General features: G+C 61.9%; 16 protein-coding genes. 3 read left to right on the forward strand and 13 right to left on the reverse strand.

Annotated elements, in window-relative coordinates:
- Positions 1-192: 192 nt before the first annotated feature.
- On the forward strand, positions 193-819 hold the full coding sequence (locus LAD35_RS20195; protein WP_224150714.1) for an RNA recognition motif domain-containing protein: 627 nt from the start codon (positions 193-195) through the stop codon (positions 817-819).
- Between the two features lie 115 nt (positions 820-934).
- On the opposite strand, the gene LAD35_RS20200 is transcribed toward LAD35_RS20195, so the two are convergent.
- From LAD35_RS20200 to LAD35_RS20215, 4 genes are read right to left on the reverse strand one after another with little or no spacing between them, the layout of a single operon-like run.
- Entirely contained in the window at positions 935-1,771 is an 837-nt protein-coding gene (locus LAD35_RS20200) for an SDR family oxidoreductase (RefSeq protein ID WP_224150715.1), read from the reverse strand.
- A gap of 3 nt (positions 1,772-1,774) precedes the next feature.
- Positions 1,775-2,374, reverse strand: coding sequence for an LPS export ABC transporter periplasmic protein LptC (gene lptC, locus LAD35_RS20205; protein WP_224150716.1), 600 nt, complete (start codon positions 2,372-2,374; stop codon positions 1,775-1,777).
- A complete protein-coding gene (locus LAD35_RS20210; RefSeq protein WP_224150717.1) occupies positions 2,371-2,934 on the reverse strand; it encodes a KdsC family phosphatase in 564 nt (187 codons plus the stop codon). Before LAD35_RS20210 ends, lptC begins: the two co-directional genes overlap by 4 nt.
- Positions 2,935-2,942: 8 nt before the next feature.
- A complete protein-coding gene (locus tag LAD35_RS20215; protein ID WP_317986721.1) occupies positions 2,943-3,941 on the reverse strand; it encodes a KpsF/GutQ family sugar-phosphate isomerase in 999 nt (332 codons plus the stop codon).
- 223 nt (positions 3,942-4,164) lie between these two features.
- On the opposite strand from LAD35_RS20215, the gene LAD35_RS20220 reads away from it, so the two are divergent.
- The gene (locus tag LAD35_RS20220) at positions 4,165-4,719 is read left to right on the forward strand and encodes an adenine phosphoribosyltransferase (RefSeq protein WP_224150718.1); all 555 of its coding nucleotides are present in this window, start codon (positions 4,165-4,167) and stop codon (positions 4,717-4,719) included.
- Positions 4,720-4,863: 144 nt separating this feature from the next.
- Here LAD35_RS20220 and LAD35_RS20225 read toward each other — a convergent pair whose 3' ends face one another.
- Complete coding sequence (locus LAD35_RS20225; protein ID WP_224150719.1) at positions 4,864-5,682, reverse strand: hypothetical protein; 819 nt, start codon at positions 5,680-5,682, stop codon at positions 4,864-4,866.
- A gap of 135 nt (positions 5,683-5,817) precedes the next feature.
- Positions 5,818-6,294, reverse strand: a complete 477-nt coding sequence (locus tag LAD35_RS20230; protein ID WP_224150720.1) for a Crp/Fnr family transcriptional regulator — start codon at positions 6,292-6,294, stop codon at positions 5,818-5,820.
- 191 nt (positions 6,295-6,485) lie between these two features.
- Between LAD35_RS20230 and LAD35_RS20235 the strand changes: the two genes are divergently transcribed.
- Positions 6,486-7,412: a class I SAM-dependent methyltransferase gene (locus tag LAD35_RS20235; RefSeq protein ID WP_224150721.1), complete on the forward strand. Its 927-nt coding sequence runs from the start codon at positions 6,486-6,488 to the stop codon at positions 7,410-7,412.
- Positions 7,413-7,445: 33 nt separating this feature from the next.
- Here the strand turns inward: LAD35_RS20235 and LAD35_RS20240 are convergent, their stop codons facing one another.
- The 7 genes from LAD35_RS20240 to rpmH form a co-directional block, all read right to left on the reverse strand.
- Positions 7,446-8,258 (reverse strand): aminotransferase class III-fold pyridoxal phosphate-dependent enzyme, encoded by an 813-nt coding sequence (locus LAD35_RS20240; RefSeq protein ID WP_224150723.1) that lies wholly within the window; start codon positions 8,256-8,258, stop codon positions 7,446-7,448.
- Between the two features lie 129 nt (positions 8,259-8,387).
- Positions 8,388-9,854 carry a tRNA uridine-5-carboxymethylaminomethyl(34) synthesis GTPase MnmE gene (gene mnmE / locus LAD35_RS20245; protein WP_224150724.1) on the reverse strand — a complete coding sequence of 489 codons (1,467 nt, stop codon included), beginning with the start codon at positions 9,852-9,854 and terminating at the stop codon, positions 8,388-8,390.
- A 253-nt stretch (positions 9,855-10,107) separates the two neighbouring features.
- Positions 10,108-11,691, reverse strand: a complete 1,584-nt coding sequence (locus tag LAD35_RS20250) for an ABC transporter substrate-binding protein (RefSeq protein ID WP_224150725.1) — start codon at positions 11,689-11,691, stop codon at positions 10,108-10,110.
- Positions 11,692-11,821: 130 nt separating this feature from the next.
- Positions 11,822-13,510: a membrane protein insertase YidC gene (gene yidC / locus LAD35_RS20255; RefSeq protein ID WP_224150726.1), complete on the reverse strand. Its 1,689-nt coding sequence runs from the start codon at positions 13,508-13,510 to the stop codon at positions 11,822-11,824.
- The gene (yidD, locus tag LAD35_RS20260; protein WP_184704648.1) at positions 13,507-13,791 is read right to left on the reverse strand and encodes a membrane protein insertion efficiency factor YidD; all 285 of its coding nucleotides are present in this window, start codon (positions 13,789-13,791) and stop codon (positions 13,507-13,509) included. The genes yidC and yidD overlap by 4 nt, the downstream gene beginning before the upstream one ends.
- Positions 13,788-14,276 (reverse strand): ribonuclease P protein component, encoded by a 489-nt coding sequence (locus LAD35_RS20265; RefSeq protein ID WP_224150727.1) that lies wholly within the window; start codon positions 14,274-14,276, stop codon positions 13,788-13,790. Before LAD35_RS20265 ends, yidD begins: the two co-directional genes overlap by 4 nt.
- Positions 14,277-14,328: 52 nt before the next feature.
- On the reverse strand, positions 14,329-14,463 hold the full coding sequence (rpmH, locus tag LAD35_RS20270) for a 50S ribosomal protein L34 (protein ID WP_184704652.1): 135 nt from the start codon (positions 14,461-14,463) through the stop codon (positions 14,329-14,331).
- Positions 14,464-14,824 lie beyond the last annotated feature (361 nt).

Consider the following 14,824-nt stretch of genomic DNA (forward strand, 5'->3'; position numbering starts at 1 on the left):
GCACCACACCTAGGGGCATCGACTACACCAAAAGGGTTTTTTATCCCAGAAAATAAAGGATGGAGTACCCCTCCACTGGGCTATTGCGGTGAATGATCAGTTTCGTCGTGACGCATTGGATGATCACATGATTCAGGTATTGCGTTTTACGGGACTCCATCGCGTTATTTAAGAGTTATCAGGAGTCCCTCAATGGGCAACAAGCTTTACGTCGGAAATTTGCCGTACCAAGTGCGCGACAATGATCTGGAACAGGCCTTCGGCCAATTTGGCAGCGTAACCAGCGCCAAGGTGATGATGGAACGCGACACGGGTCGCTCCAAAGGCTTTGGTTTTGTGGAAATGGGCAGCGATGAAGAAGCCCAGGCCGCAATCAACGGCATGAACGGCCAGTCCTTGGGTGGTCGCAACCTCGTCGTAAACGAGGCTCGCCCCATGGAGCCACGTCCTCCCCGCACTGGCGGCGGCGGCTTTGGTGGCCCACGCGGAGGTGGCTTTGGTGGCGGTGGCAACCGTGGCGGCTTTGGCGGTGGTGGTGACCGTGGCGGCTTCGGCGGCGGTGATCGCGGCGGCTACGGCGGTGGCGGTGGCGGCGGTTTTGGTGGCGGTGGTGGCGGCGGCTACGGTGACCGCGGCGGCCGTGGTGATGGTGGCGGCGGCTATGGCCGTGGCGGCAATGACCGCGGCTTTGGCGGCAATGACCGCGGCTTTGGCGGCGGCGACCGTGGCGGTGAACGCGATGGCGGCTTCCGCAGCCCTTACGGCAATGGTTCGCGCAACCGTGGCGGCAACCAAGGCTTCGACAACGACGATTATTGATCTGCGTCCGGCACGCCGCATGGCGTGCCCAGACTCTGGTTCCCAGCCCCGCAAGGGGCTTTTTTATTGCCCGGATGCTGCCTGAGGCGGCCCATGCGCTGCGAAGAACGTACGTCTACCCCTCCGAGCCTCCTGTGCGCTCGGCATGCCGATGCTTGCGTGGCCGGTTGGCCAGCGCCCTGTCGTAGACGGCATTGGGCAGCAGCCGCAGCAGCTTGGCCACCAAGCCCATCTGCCAGGGAATCACGCTGTAGCTGCGGCCTTTGCCGATGGCTGCAAACGCCCGGTCGGCAAAAGCTTCGGGCTGCATCAAAAATGGCATGCCATAGCGGTTCTGGCTGGTGAGCGGCGTGGCGACAAAGCCGGGGCAGATGGTCTGCACCTGCACACCACTGCGCGCCAGTTCCACCCGGAGGCTTTCGCAGTAGCTGATGACGGCGGCCTTGCTGGCGCAGTAGGCACCATGGCCGGGCAGGCCTCGGATGCCGGCAACGCTGGCAATGCCCACCAGCTTGCCAGAGCCGCGCGCCTGCATGGGCCGCACAAAGGCGTGAAAAGTGGCCGCCATGCCGATCACGTTGGTGGCGTAGGTCTGCGCCATCACCTCCAGGTCTTCGCGCTCTGCCGTGTCGATGCCAAAGCTCACTCCGGCATTGGCCACCACCACGTCAGGTACGCCCTGGATAGCGAGGCACTGCTCGCAGGCCGCGATGATCTGGTCACGATCTGCCACATCAGCACTATATATTTGATAGCTATCAGCGCTTATGGAATGTGCGCTAGCCCATTGTTTTATCGCATCTACCCGGCGCGCCACCAGCGCCAGCCGCCAACCGGCCTGGTGGTAGCGCAGTGCCAAGGCTTGACCGATGCCGCTGGAAGCACCCGTGATCAGCACCAACGGCGCGGCTGAGGCTGCCACTGGAGGGGAAGTTCGTTGCAGCGCGCCCATGGCTTACTTGGACGGCACGAGGGTGCCGCGCACCCGGCCTTTGAGCTCGGCCACCTGCGAGAGATTGTTGTAGGTCATGGCGTCGGCGGTGAAGCGGTCATTGCCACGGGTGATTTCCACCGGTTTGTTCGAGCTGACCCGCTCGTCATTGACAAAGGCATGCAGAAAGTCGCCACGGAACTCCATCGGGGGCACGCCTGGCTTGGCCGCCTTGCGCACCACATGCGCATTGCCGAACAGCTGCACTTCGGAGCCATCGGCGTTGGAGAGCGCACGGTCGGCCGTGGCCACGGTTTCCGAGCCGTCCTGCCGCACCGAACGCAGATTGGCCTTGTCGATTTCGAGGGTCTCGGTATCCATGTAGTGGCGCATGGTGGTACCACGGATTTCGCTGGTCAGGGTGCCCGTGTCGTCAAAGCTGCGCACCGAAAAGTCCCGCATGTAGTAGTCCACATCGTGGCCTTTGACCGCCACCTCGGCCTCCACCTGGGCCTTGGGCGCATTACGCACCAGCCACCATGTGCCCAGCGCCAGCAGGCCCATCAGAAGAATGGGCAGGTAGATGGACATCCAGTCCCAGACGCGTCGAAAGCGAAAATTCATTGTCCGTACCGATCCAGCAGTTTGATGTAGGCGCCGGAGGCTGCCAGCAGCACATCGCAGAACTCGCGTGCAGCCCCTGCCCCGCCGCGCTGCACGGTGGTGAAATGGGCCACGCCGCGTGCCTCTGCATGGGCGTTGGCCGGTGCACACGCCAGTTGGCAGCGGCGCAGCACGGGCAGGTCGGGCCAATCATCGCCAATGGCCGCTGCCTGGTGCCAGTCCAGCCCCAGCTCGGCCAACATGTCCTGCGCGGCAGGCAGCTTGTCTTCCGTGCCATAGCGCACGTGTTCCACGCCCAGCGCACCCAGGCGGTGCCGCAGTGCACGCGAATCGCGGCCGGTGATGACGGCGGGTGTGATGCCAGCCTCGCGCAGCATTTTCATGCCATGGCCATCCAGCGTGTGAAAGCGCTTGAGCGTCTCGCCCGCTTCGCTGATATAGAGGCCACCATCGGTGAGCACGCCGTCCACATCAAAAAATGCAATTTTGATGCCTTGCGCACGCAAAAGCAGCTCTGCCGGCCATTGCTGGGCCGGTGTGATCGGGCCTGGGGAAGTCATTGTCACCATCAAATCACCTTCGCACGCATCAGATCGCCAATATGCACGATACCCACCAGATGCTGGCCAGCATCGGTCACCAGAACACTGGTGATGCGGTGGGTCTCCATCATCGCCGCAGCGTCTACAGCCAGGGCATCGGGCGAGATCTGGCGGGGCGACGTGTACATCACCTCGGCTGCCGTCACATGGCGCAAGTCAGCACCCGCTTCAATGCGGCGGCGCAGGTCACCATCGGTAAAGATGCCTTGCAAAACGCCCTGTGCATCCACGATGGCCGCTGCACCCAAGCCTTTGGCACTCATTTGGCGCATCAATTCGCTGAAAGTCGCATTCGGCAGCACGCGAGGCACTTCATCACCGGCCCGCATCACATCGGCCACATGGGTGAGCAGGCGGCGGCCCAGTGCGCCCCCGGGGTGAGAGCGGGCAAAATCCTCAGCCTTGAAGCCGCGCGCCTCCAGCAAAGCCACCGCCAGCGCGTCGCCCATGGCCATCTGCGCTGTAGTGCTGGCCGTGGGCGCCAGATTCAACGGACAGGCTTCCTTATCGACCCGGGTATCGAGCACCCAGTCGGCATGGCGCGCCATGGCCGATTCGCGGTTGCCGGTCATCGCCACGACAGGCACGCCCAGGCGCTTGAGCACGGGCAGCAGCACCGCGATTTCGGCGCTTTCGCCGCTGTTGGAGATGGCCAGCACCACATCATCGCCAGTCACCATGCCCAAATCACCGTGGCTGGCTTCGCCCGGGTGCACAAAGAAAGCGGGCGTACCGGTCGATGCCAGGGTTGCGGCAATCTTGCGGCCCACATGGCCACTTTTGCCCATGCCGGTGACCACCACCCGGCCACGGGTGACCAGCATGCGCTGCACCACTTGGACAAAATCATCATCCAGGCGTTGCGCCATGGCCAGAATGGCCTCTGCCTCGATCGAAAAAGTGGATGCAGCCAGCTGGAGAATCTGCGCCGCCTGGACCGGGCGCATGGCTTGTGGAGTGCTCATTGGGATGATTTTATCGGAGCGTCCCACCCGATTGCAGAGTAAGAGCATGTTCCCGGTCTCCACCTGCTGCGGTACCACGCAGTCGTGAGGCAAGCGCGAGAGAATTGCGAAGGAATTGCGAGGAAATCGTCAACATGTTCTACCCGCAAGCGGCACAAAGGAAGCCTGCCCGACCGTTTGCACTACCATGACAGCCTGGATCGCCCTTCCCCACCTACACACCATGCAAGCCCCAGACGTCAACGCCTTTTTGCGCCACCATGTCCGCACCGTGCCCGACTGGCCAGCGCCGGGCGTGCAGTTCCGCGATATCACGCCCCTGCTGCAGAACCCGCAGGTCTTCCACGTCATGATCGATGCCTTTGTGCATCGCTACATGGGCCGCGACATGCGGCCCGATGTGGTGGCAGGCCTCGATGCTCGCGGCTTCATCATCGGTGCAGTCATCGCCTACCAGTTGAAAGTCGGCTTCGTGCCCATCCGCAAGAAAGGCAAGCTGCCCTTCACTACCGTGGAGGAGACCTACGAGCTGGAATATGGCAGCGCCACCGTTGAGCTGCATGCCGACGCGGTCAAACCCGGCGACCGGGTGTTGCTGGTCGATGACCTGATCGCCACCGGCGGCACGATGATGGCAGGCAAAAAGCTGCTGGAGAAACTGGGGGCCTCGGTGGTGGAAGGCGCGGCCATTGTTGATCTGCCCGAGCTGGGCGGCTCGCAACGCCTCAAGGATGCCGGGCTGCCACTCTTTACCCTGGTCGATTTTGCCGGGCACTGAGGCCCTGAAGAGCCGCACCCGGCTTTGCGTTCGCACGGGCGCAAGAGCTCTGGCAGTCTGCCTGCTTCTTGCGTAGATTTCAGCAATCAATCTGCCTGAAATCCAATACTGGCAAGCGCCATCAGCTCTTCTTTTTTAAAAGATTCAGTTCAGGTCACCGTACTGCGTGGTGCTGAGCCCGCCAAAATTGGTATCAGGTGTCGGCGCAGGAACGCCCCCCTGCCGAGCAGCCTGACGCGCGGCCTCCACCTGCTGGGCAGCGCTTGCGCGTGCCGGCACAATGGGCGCCGGGCGTGTCGCAGCAGGCTCTGGCGGCCTGTCGCCCTCGAGTACAGGAACAGGGCGGGTCGCGGCATCGATCAACGCCTTCTTGAATGCCTCGATCTCGGCTTCTTCAATCGGATCAATGCCGGCAACTGGTGCAGCGGCCATGCCAGCAGTCCCTGCCCGGGCAGGAATCGCACCTGCGCGAGTGCCTGCAGCACCTGCAACAGAGGTGGAGGCTGGTTTGGCCTTGGCCGAAGATGCGCCCAACTGACCATTGAGACGCCAATAGACCGATGTGACCAGAATTTCAAACCGGGTTTTTGCGGAATACGCAATCAGCGCCTCGATCTGGCTGAGTTTTTCTGGGCCGACGGAAAACTGCTCGGCCAGATCGATCATCACGATGAACTGGGTGGCACGCTTGTCCAGCGCCAGCACTTTGAACTTGTAACCTGCCGACAGGATGCCAGAGCGCACCATCGATTCGCGTACGGAGGAGTACACCATTTCGCGCCGTGCAGAGCGCTCACCCGGGCGCGATGCAGTGTCTGCAACATGTGGCGGCGCCAACGGCGCAGCAGCCTGTGGACTGTGCTGAACCGTTCGCAATGATTCAGCAAACACCGACGGCTGCGCGGCTTCAGCGCGCGCAGGCAGCTTGCTGGATTTGCCAAACCATCTGGCAATAAGAGACATGCCGATTCCCTACCCAAATCTGTTTTTTATTCTGAATGATGTTCGCTTCTTTAGGAAACAAACGTTTGCAATTGTAGATGGCTGCGCCGGATCCATCGCAAAAAAATCTACCTGAGCCTTGTTCCACCACCGCCTTTATGTGGTGGCGACGCGTCGTTTGCGATTGCCCAGGCGTTTGGCAAGCACCGAACCCGCAGCCATGGCCAATGCCACAGCCACTGCAGGCTGGCGGTTGCACAGCTCGGTAAAGCGGATGCTGGGCAGCCCCCACAGGCGCGTGGCTGACACCGCCTGCACCGTGGCGCTGCGAGGGCGGTGGGAGAAGAAGGCGCCCTCGCCCACAATGGAGCCAGGCCCCACAATGGCAAGGCGGATGCGCTGCTGTTCGTCTTCAAAGTGCACGCTCAGGCTTCCGCTCTCCACAAAAAACAGCGTGCGCTCCTGGCTGCCCTGCTGAAACAGCACCTGCGAGGCCCCGAGATTGGTAGGCGCCAGATATGGTGCCAAAATCTCCCACTGCGCATTGGTCAGCGGGTTGATCATGCTTTCTTCGTCCTGGCAATTGTTGATGGCGGCAATCAGGCCGCCGATGTCGGTTGGGGTATTCATCATGCACTTTTTCCTCCCAGACCCAAGCATGCCAGGCTCGTGATCTGCAAAACGATTTTTTCTGCTACATCCAATCTAACCGACGCGTCACCTTTTTGATTCGCAGCAGCGAGACAGTTTGTAAAAAATTATCCTTCACAGCCTTTGCGCCATGCAAGCGCCTGTTTGTCTGGCCACGGGCTGTCATCTGATTCATGAATGCTCTATTCGACGCCATCGCCGCCATGCCTGTGTGCAAGGACGCGCAGCGCCTTTTCCATGGCCGCGGCGGCCTGCATCCTGGCTGCGAGCACCTGTCGCTCGACATCTTCCCGCCCGCCATCGTATTGACCAGCTTTGCTCCGCTGGAGGGTAGCGATCTCGAGACCATTGGTGATGCGCTGCAGGCGCGCTGGCAACAGATCCACCCTGGAGAGCCGCTCATCTGGGTCTACCAGTGCCGCGCGCTGGGAGCGGCGCAGACCCGGCTGGTGCAAGGTAGTCTGCCCGATCCGCACACGGTGGAGGAAGATGGCGCTCGCTATCTGGTGCATGTGCTGCGCGGCCAGAACCATGGCCTTTTTTTGGACATGGCCGCAGGCCGGCGGTGGGTGCGACAGTACATTGCCCGCCAGCCCGATCCGGGCAGTTGCAAGGTGTTGAACTTGTTTGCCTATACCTGCGCCTTTTCGGTAGCGGCGTTGCAGGCTGGTGCCGGTCAGGCGATCAATATCGACATGGGCAAGGGGGCGCTTGCCACCGGCCAGCAGAACCACCGGCTCAACCAGCTGGCAGGCGGGCAGTTCTGGCCACACGATATTTTCAGCAGTTGGGGCAAGATCACCCGCACGGGGCCGTACCAGCTCGTCATCATGGATCCGCCCAGCTACCAGAAGGGCAGCTTTGTCGCCACCAAGGACTATGCCCGCCTGATCAAGCGTCTGCCCGACCTGCTGGTGCCCGGCGGCCATGCGCTGCTGTGCCTCAATGCACCGGAATTGCCGCTCTCCTTCTTGACGGAGCAGGTGGCGCAGATCGTGCCCGAGCTGGAATTCATCGAACAGGTCGCCAACCCGCCCGTGTTTGCCGATGTCTCGCCCGACAAGGCGCTGAAAGCACTGGCTTACCGCATGCCGGATTGAGGTTCGTCAGGAGCCAGGTCGACTGGGCGCACATCAGTCCTTGCCCAAGGGCGCGCTCAACAGCAGCGGCGTCGGGTCCGGAAAGATATCGCGCCATACCTCGGCGAATGCCAGCTCGCCCACGCCGGGGGCTTCACTGAAATCCGGCAGCGCCAGCAGGCACAGCTGCAGGTGCAGATGTGGCAGCCACCAGCCGTTTTCGTCAAAATCGCCCAGCTCGGCAAACTGTGTTCCAGCGGCAATGGCATCGCCCGGCCGCCAGCGCCGCGCTGTGCGGTGGCTCAGGTGGCCCCAGATGCTGTAGAAGGCGGCACGGTCATCGCCCTGGGCTGGATCGTGGCGCAGCACCAGCATGCCGCCGTAATCGAGCCGCTCGTCGCGCACCTCGGCTACCACGACTTCTGCAGCCTGCGGCAGGGTCAGCACCGTGCCAGCCGGTGCAAACAGGTCCAGCCCCAGATGGCAATCGCGCATCACGCCGTCCAGCCGGGTCGAACGGTAGTTCTCGCTTTGGTAGACGCAGCGTTGCTCCATCCAGTCACCCACGCCAATGGCAAAACCGGCTTGCTGCTGCAGCGCCGCATAGGCGGCCACCGCGCCTGCGCGGTCCATGGTGGCGCTGGCCCGTGCCACGGGCGATTCTGCGCTGCGCAGGTCGACATAACCCGTTCGCGCCTGCTGCAGGCCCGGCATCAGGCCGCTCCAGCAGCCATGGTGCTGTGCGAGCCATGCATGGAAAGCCACTGCCTGTGGCACGGCGGCCTGGCCCAACTGGTGGCGTGCAATGGCATCGGTAATCGGATCGACGCCCGCAGCCCGCAGGGAGTTGGAAGGAACAGTGGTCATCAGAAGGAAGGGAATGGGTATGGAATAGGTGTGGAATGGCCATCCACCGGCTCTTTGCACATTGTGCTTTCGGCGATCCATGGCGGCAATGCAGCGCTGTCCACTGCGCAACCGGGGCTGCCGTATTGGCTATTTCCCGATGCAGAAACTGCTGAAGATCACGCCTAGCAGATCGTCCGATGTGAATTCGCCGGTGATGGCGTTGAGTGACTGCTGCGCGAGGCGCAGTTCTTCAGCCAGCAGATCGAGCGCGGGGCTGTCCACATGCAACTGCTCGTGGGCGCTGTCCAGGTGTTCCTGCACCTGCTGCAGCGCCTGCACATGGCGCGCGCGGGCAATGTAGGTGCCTTCGGCGGCCGATTGCCAGCCAGCCATGGCCAGCAATTGCTTGCGCAATGTATCCAGCCCGTCGCCGGTCTTGGCCGAAAGAATCAGCGGCTCATCGCCCGCCATATCTGCAGACGAATGAATTGCTACGATCTTTGATGCCTCTGCGCTCATCTGGCGTGCGCTGGCGGCTGAAAATGCATCCGCCTTGTTCCACACCTGCATCACCGGCACGCTGGCGGGCAGCTGTTCGCGCAAGGTGGCGGCGATCTGTACATCGGCGGCGCGGTAGCTGTCTTCCTGCATGCGCGTGAGGTCGTGCAGAAACAGCACGGCATCGGCGCTGGCAATTTCTTCCCAGGCGCGGGCGATACCGATGCGTTCCACCTCGTCATCGCTCTCGCGCAGACCGGCGGTGTCGATCACGTGCAGCGGCACGCCTTCGATCTGAATGGTTTGCGCCACCTTGTCGCGCGTGGTGCCGGCAATTGGGGTGACGATGGCCAGCTCCGCCCCCGCCAGCGCGTTGAGCAGCGAGCTCTTGCCCGCATTGGGCTGCCCGGCGATCACCACCTTGATGCCTTCGCGCAGCAGCGCACCCTGGCGTGTGCGCTGCATCACCCCCTGGAGTGTGCTGCGTAGCTGGTCGAGCTGGCCATAGGCGTCAGCCTTTTGCAGAAAGTCGATCTCTTCTTCTGGAAAATCAAGCGTCGCCTCCACCAGCATGCGCAGGTGGATGAGTGCATCACGCAGGCGATGAATCTCCTGCGAAAAGGCGCCGGTGAGCGAGCGACTGGCGCTGCGCGCGGCCGCTTCGGTGCTGGCATCGATCAGATCGGCAATCGCCTCGGCCTGGGCCAGGTCGATCTTGTCGTTCAGAAAGGCGCGCTCGGTGAACTCGCCCGGCTCGGCCAGGCGCAGGCCCGGCAAGGTCGCCTGGCCGTTGGCAGCGAGGGTCTGCGCGGCCTCCAGGCAGCGCGCCAGCAGCAGCTGCAGCACCACCGGCCCGCCGTGGGCCTGCAGCTCCAGCACGTCTTCGCCGGTATAGCTGTGCGGCGCCGGAAAGTACAGCGCCAGCCCCTGGTCGATAGCCTGGCCGTCGGCCGCCTTGAAGGGCAGATAGCTCGCTTCGCGCGGCTTGAGCGCCTTGCCGCACAACAGCTGCACCAGCGGCGCAATGGCCTTGCCCGACACCCGCACGATGCCCACGGCGCCGCGTCCGGGGGCGGTGGCAATGGCAACAATCGGGTCTTGGTGGCGGGCAAGCATGGGCGGTTCTCGGACAGGTTCAGGCAAATGGCTGCAGCGCAAGGGCTGCACACTACAGATTTAATAGCTATTGGCGCACGTTGGTTGTGCGCCAAAGGCCATTTTCATTCAAAACAGCAGGTTCAATGCCTCTGATTATCAGCGTGCCCGGCCAGCAGCGCTGCACCGAGGGCTCCCCACGGCCCGGTAAAAAGCAAAAAAGCCTGCTCGCGCAGGCTTCCTGGTTGGGTTTGGGTATGCGGCTTGAACCCGCTTACTTGATGGTCGTCCAGGCCGGAATCGGGCGTGCATCGGCGCGGTACACGGTGTCGATGCCCTTGCGCATGGCCCAGGGGAAGATCTGGTGGTGCACAGGGATGGTGTAGAAGTTGTCCTTGGTCATCTTCAACGCATCGTTGATCAGCGCATCACGCTTGGCCGGATCCGTCTCGGTCTTCATCGCGTCGATCTTGGCATCCAGCTCCTTGTCGGCAATACGGCCACCGTTGTAGACGCCGCCGCCCGCGCTGCCCTTGCTGTGGACCAGCGCATCCAGCGTGTAAAGCGCATCGAACGTGGCCACGCCCCAGCCGAACAGGTAGGCGTTGGGGTCGGAGTTCATCACACGCGTCACGTACTGGGCCATTGGCGTGGCCTGCAGGCTGGTCTTGATGCCGATGCGGGTCCACATGGCGGTCACGGCCTGGCAGATCGCCTCGTCGTTCACATAGCGGTCGTTCGGGCATTCCAGCTTCAGGTTGAAGCCATTGGGGTAACCGGCTTCAGCCAGCAGCTTCTTGGCGCCTTCCACGTCGTATTTGGCGGCACGCTGCTCCAGCTCCTTGGTCCAGCCGTGCACCATGGGCGCAATCATGGTGCCCGCAGGGATGGACATGCCACGCATGGTGCGCTTGTGCAGGCCTTCGGTGTCGATCGCCATATACATGGCCTTGCGCACCTTGATGTCCTTGAGCGGGTTCTTGCCCGCCGTGCCGGCGCCCGGCAACTCGTCACGGAATACATCCAGGCCCAGGTAGATGGTGCGGTTTTCCGTACCTTCCAGGAGCTTCAACTCAGGCGTCTTCTTGATGCGGTCCTGGTCCTGGGGTGGTGGGTCAACCATGAAATCGACCTGGTTCGAGATCAGCGCAGCGGTGCGGGTGGCAGCCGATTTAATCGGGGTAAAAACCACCTCATCCACGTTGCCGGTGGGTTTGTCCCACCAGTTGGCGTTTTTCTTGAGGGTCAGCTTCACATCGGGCTGCCAGCCCGTGGCGATGAACGAGCCCGTGCCGTTGGTGTTGCGGCTGGCAAAGGATTCTTCCTTGCCTGCGTAATCCTGGGTCTTGACGGAGTTGTTCTTCTCGGCCCAGGCCTTGTTCATGATGCGGGCCTCGGTCAGTTCGCGCAGCAAAATGGGGTTGGGGCCCTTGAGGATCAGATCAACGGTGAAATCGTCGACCTTCTTGACTTCCTTGATGCTCTGGGTTGAGCTCATCATGTTCGATGGCGGCGTCATGATGCGGGTCAGAGAAAACACCACGTCATCCGCCGTGAACGGCGCGCCGTCGTGGAATTTGACACCCTTGCGCAGTTCGAAGCGCCATTGTGTGGGGCTCACTTCGGTCCATTTGGTAGCCAACGCGGGCTCCAGCTGAAAATCCTTGCCATAGCGCACCAGCGGCTCGTACACCTGCTGCAGGAACGCATGCGTGGTCTGGTGGTTCTGCGCGTGGGGGTCCAGGGTCAGGATGTCATTGGCGCCAGCCCAGCGCAGGGTTGCCGCATGCGATGCGCCTGCGCACACCAACACCGCCAGCGCCAAGGCGCTGCGTTGAAAAACCGAAACTTTTGCCATACATCAACCCCCATGTTGTTTAACAACGATCTGAACAGACCATGCTAACGAAAAAACGGCCGCAAATGCGGCCGTTCCGGGGGCAGATGCGGGAATGCCCGCCTAGGCAATCCCTGCATTGACAAAGCGCTTACTTGAACTTCGGCAGGTTGAACTGCGGCGGCACACCCATGCGCTTGTTGATGATCCATTGCTGGGCAATCGACAGGATGTTGTTGGTGCACCAGTACAGCACCAGGCCTGCCGGGAAGAAGAAGAACATCACGCTGAACATCAGCGGCATGATCCACATCATCTTGGCCTGCATCGGATCAGGCGGCGCGGGGTTCAGCGCCGTCTGCAGCAGCGACGACAGGGTCATCACGATCGGCAGGATGAAGAACGGATCAGGAACCGACAGGTCGTGGATCCAGCCGATCCACGGTGCGTTGCGGATTTCCACGCTCGACTGCAGCACCCAGTACAACGCCATGAACACAGGAATCTGGATCATGATCGGGAAGCACCCGCCCATGGGGTTGACCTTCTCCTCGCGGTAGATGCGCATCATCTCCTGCTGCATCTGCTGCGGCTTGTCCTTGAGGCGCTCGCGCATCTCCATGATGCGTGGGTTGATGGCCTTCATCTTGGCCATCGAGGAGTAGGCCTTGGCGTTGAGCCAGTAGAAGGCGATCTTCAGCAGCACCACGAGCGCCACAATGGACCAGCCCCAGTTGCCAATGAAGGTGTGCAGCTTGGACAGCAGCCAGTACAGCGGCTTGGCCAGAATCGTCAGCCAGCCATAGTCCTTGACCAATTCCAGGCCGGGCGCCATGGATTCGAGCATCTTCTCGACCTGCGGGCCGACAAAGAGGCGCGCCTCCACCGCCTTGCTCTGGCCGGGAGCGATCTGGCCCAGCTGGGTGATCTCGCCCACCGAGTACAGATTGTTGCCAGCCTTGCGGGCGTAGATGTCGCGCTGCGTGCCCTGTGGCAGCAACCAGGCGCTGGCAAAGTAATGCTGCACCATGGCCACGTAGCCATTGTCGGCCTGCTTGTCCAGGCTGTCGGTCTTGCCGTTTTCGATGTCCTTGAAATCCACCTTGTGGAACTTCTTGGCCTCGGTATAGACCGCAGGGCCGGTGAAGGTGGAATAGAACATCGACTCGCCAGAGGGCTTGTTGCCATCACGCGTGAGCTGCAGGTACAGCTGGGGGCTGACTGCCGCACCACTGGTGTTGACCACGTCCTGCTTCAGGCCGATGGCATAGTCACCGCGCTTGATGGTCCAGGTCTTGACCAGCTTGACGCCGCCCTGCTCGGGCGATTCGAACACCACATTCAGGCTGTCCTGGCCTTCTGCCAGCTCGCGCGGGCCCGGCTGCAGCTTCATCACCGTCTTGTGGGTGGGGAAGTTGCCGCCGATCAGGCCGGTCTGCGCCACATACACGCGGGCAGCGCTTTCGTCCAGCAGCTTCACAGGCTTGGTCTTGTCGTCCTGGTCGGCGTACTTGAGCAGTTCGGCACCGATCAGCGAGCCGCCTTCGCCATCAAAAGTCAGGCGGTACAGGTCGGTCGTCACCGTCACCTTTTCGCGCTGCGCAGCAGCAGGTGCAGCACCGCCGGTGGCGGGCACATTGCTGCTGTCAGCCGCAGCTGCCTGGGCCGCAGCAGGTACGCCCGCCTCGGTCTTGGTGGCATCCGCAGGGGTAGCCGCAGTGACTTCGGGCGTCGGGAAGAAGGTGGGCTTGCGGCCATTGTGGATTTGCCACTTGTCCCAGAGCAGGACGAGTGAGAAACCAAATATCACCCACAAAATGGTGCGGCGAATGTCGTTCATGAAGACTTCTCGGAGGGGGAAGAGGATGAATCAGCAGGAGTTACCAAACGGCTGAACCAACGGGGATGCGAGGGAACCGGGTCCAGGCCGCCCTGGCACCACGGATGGCAGCGCGCCAGACGGCGCACAGTCAGATAGCTTCCCATGGCGGCGCCATGCTGCTCCAGCGCTTGCAACGAATAGACCGAGCATGTGGGCTCGAAACGGCAGGCAGAACCCAGCCATGGGCTCAGCAGCAGCCGGTAGCCACGTACCAGTCCGATCAGCAAACGTTGCATCATACGCTATGCCCTGTAGCGGCGCCATCGCGCCCAGGGAGCGCATCACGCGTGTTTTTCTGCGCCCGGGCAAATAGCTGCAGCAACTCGGCACGGACCGCCTTTTTCAGGACATCCGAGGTCGGGCTGATGAATTGCTTGCGGTCGAACGTGCTGCGCAGGCGCACCACATGGGCATGCGCCGGCAGCTGCAAAGCCTGCTCGGCCGCAACGGCATAGATCTGGCGCTTGATGGTGTTGCGCGTGACGGCACGGCGCGCCCAGCGCTTGGGCACCATGGCACCCAGCCAGGTACCAGGCAACGCAAAAAGGGCCTGCGGTGCCGCCTCACTGGAAGGCAAGGCACCGGGCCCTGATGGGGAGGCAGTCTCGCTGCCAGAGGATGCGGCGTTCAGATCCAGTCGGTGCAGCGCAAAATGCGCCGTACGTGCAATGGTTCCGCCCGCCATGGCGGCCTGAAACTGGGGTCGTGTCTTGAGGCGATGCACCGGAGCACTACCTGGCACTCTTCATCAGAGCGCCAAGGCCACCCATTCAGGCTTAGACGGCCAGACGCTTGCGGCCCTTGGCGCGGCGTGCGTTGATCACGGCGCGGCCACCCTTGGTCTTCATACGGACGAGGAAACCGTGGGTACGAGCGCGGCGGACTTTGGAAGGTTGGTAAGTACGTTTCATGATGCAATTCCTAGAGAGGCTTGGTTCCGGTTTGGTGGCAACCGAGCCGCTCACCCACATCCAGAAGGAATGGGAGGCGCTACAGTGACCAAGCTCAAGCCCTGCTCAAGCGCAACACCGGTGAAATAGTGCACGTCACCTGACAAAGATCGGCATGTTGCCACCTCTTTTTCAAATTTCGCGCGCGTAAAAATTCGCCCTGCATGCAGGGAAACCGCAAATTATCGCAGTGTTTGTCAAGCTTGGCAATTGCTTGGGCTTTTTAGGCGGTTTTTCGGTAATATGCCTGCAGTCCCCACATCCCGGCACCGTCCATGCCCGGTCTGCACCGTCAGCGTTTTCATGGATAGGTCACATGATG

It is taken from the genome of Comamonas odontotermitis (assembly GCF_020080045.1).
GTDB lineage: Bacteria > Pseudomonadota > Gammaproteobacteria > Burkholderiales > Burkholderiaceae_C > Comamonas > Comamonas odontotermitis.

Coding starts and splice junctions, on each gene's coding strand:
- LAD35_RS20195 (WP_224150714.1), top strand. CDS start 193: ATGGGCAACAAGCTTTACGTCGGAAATTTGCCGTACCAAGTGCGCGAC.
- LAD35_RS20200 (WP_224150715.1), bottom strand. CDS start 1,771: ATGGGCGCGCTGCAACGAACTTCCCCTCCAGTGGCAGCCTCAGCCGCG.
- lptC (WP_224150716.1), bottom strand. CDS start 2,374: ATGAATTTTCGCTTTCGACGCGTCTGGGACTGGATGTCCATCTACCTG.
- LAD35_RS20210 (WP_224150717.1), bottom strand. CDS start 2,934: ATGACTTCCCCAGGCCCGATCACACCGGCCCAGCAATGGCCGGCAGAG.
- LAD35_RS20215 (WP_317986721.1), bottom strand. CDS start 3,941: ATGAGCACTCCACAAGCCATGCGCCCGGTCCAGGCGGCGCAGATTCTC.
- LAD35_RS20220 (WP_224150718.1), top strand. CDS start 4,165: ATGCAAGCCCCAGACGTCAACGCCTTTTTGCGCCACCATGTCCGCACC.
- LAD35_RS20225 (WP_224150719.1), bottom strand. CDS start 5,682: ATGTCTCTTATTGCCAGATGGTTTGGCAAATCCAGCAAGCTGCCTGCG.
- LAD35_RS20230 (WP_224150720.1), bottom strand. CDS start 6,294: ATGATGAATACCCCAACCGACATCGGCGGCCTGATTGCCGCCATCAAC.
- LAD35_RS20235 (WP_224150721.1), top strand. CDS start 6,486: ATGAATGCTCTATTCGACGCCATCGCCGCCATGCCTGTGTGCAAGGAC.
- LAD35_RS20240 (WP_224150723.1), bottom strand. CDS start 8,258: ATGACCACTGTTCCTTCCAACTCCCTGCGGGCTGCGGGCGTCGATCCG.
- mnmE (WP_224150724.1), bottom strand. CDS start 9,854: ATGCTTGCCCGCCACCAAGACCCGATTGTTGCCATTGCCACCGCCCCC.
- LAD35_RS20250 (WP_224150725.1), bottom strand. CDS start 11,691: ATGGCAAAAGTTTCGGTTTTTCAACGCAGCGCCTTGGCGCTGGCGGTG.
- yidC (WP_224150726.1), bottom strand. CDS start 13,510: ATGAACGACATTCGCCGCACCATTTTGTGGGTGATATTTGGTTTCTCA.
- yidD (WP_184704648.1), bottom strand. CDS start 13,791: ATGATGCAACGTTTGCTGATCGGACTGGTACGTGGCTACCGGCTGCTG.
- rpmH (WP_184704652.1), bottom strand. CDS start 14,463: ATGAAACGTACTTACCAACCTTCCAAAGTCCGCCGCGCTCGTACCCAC.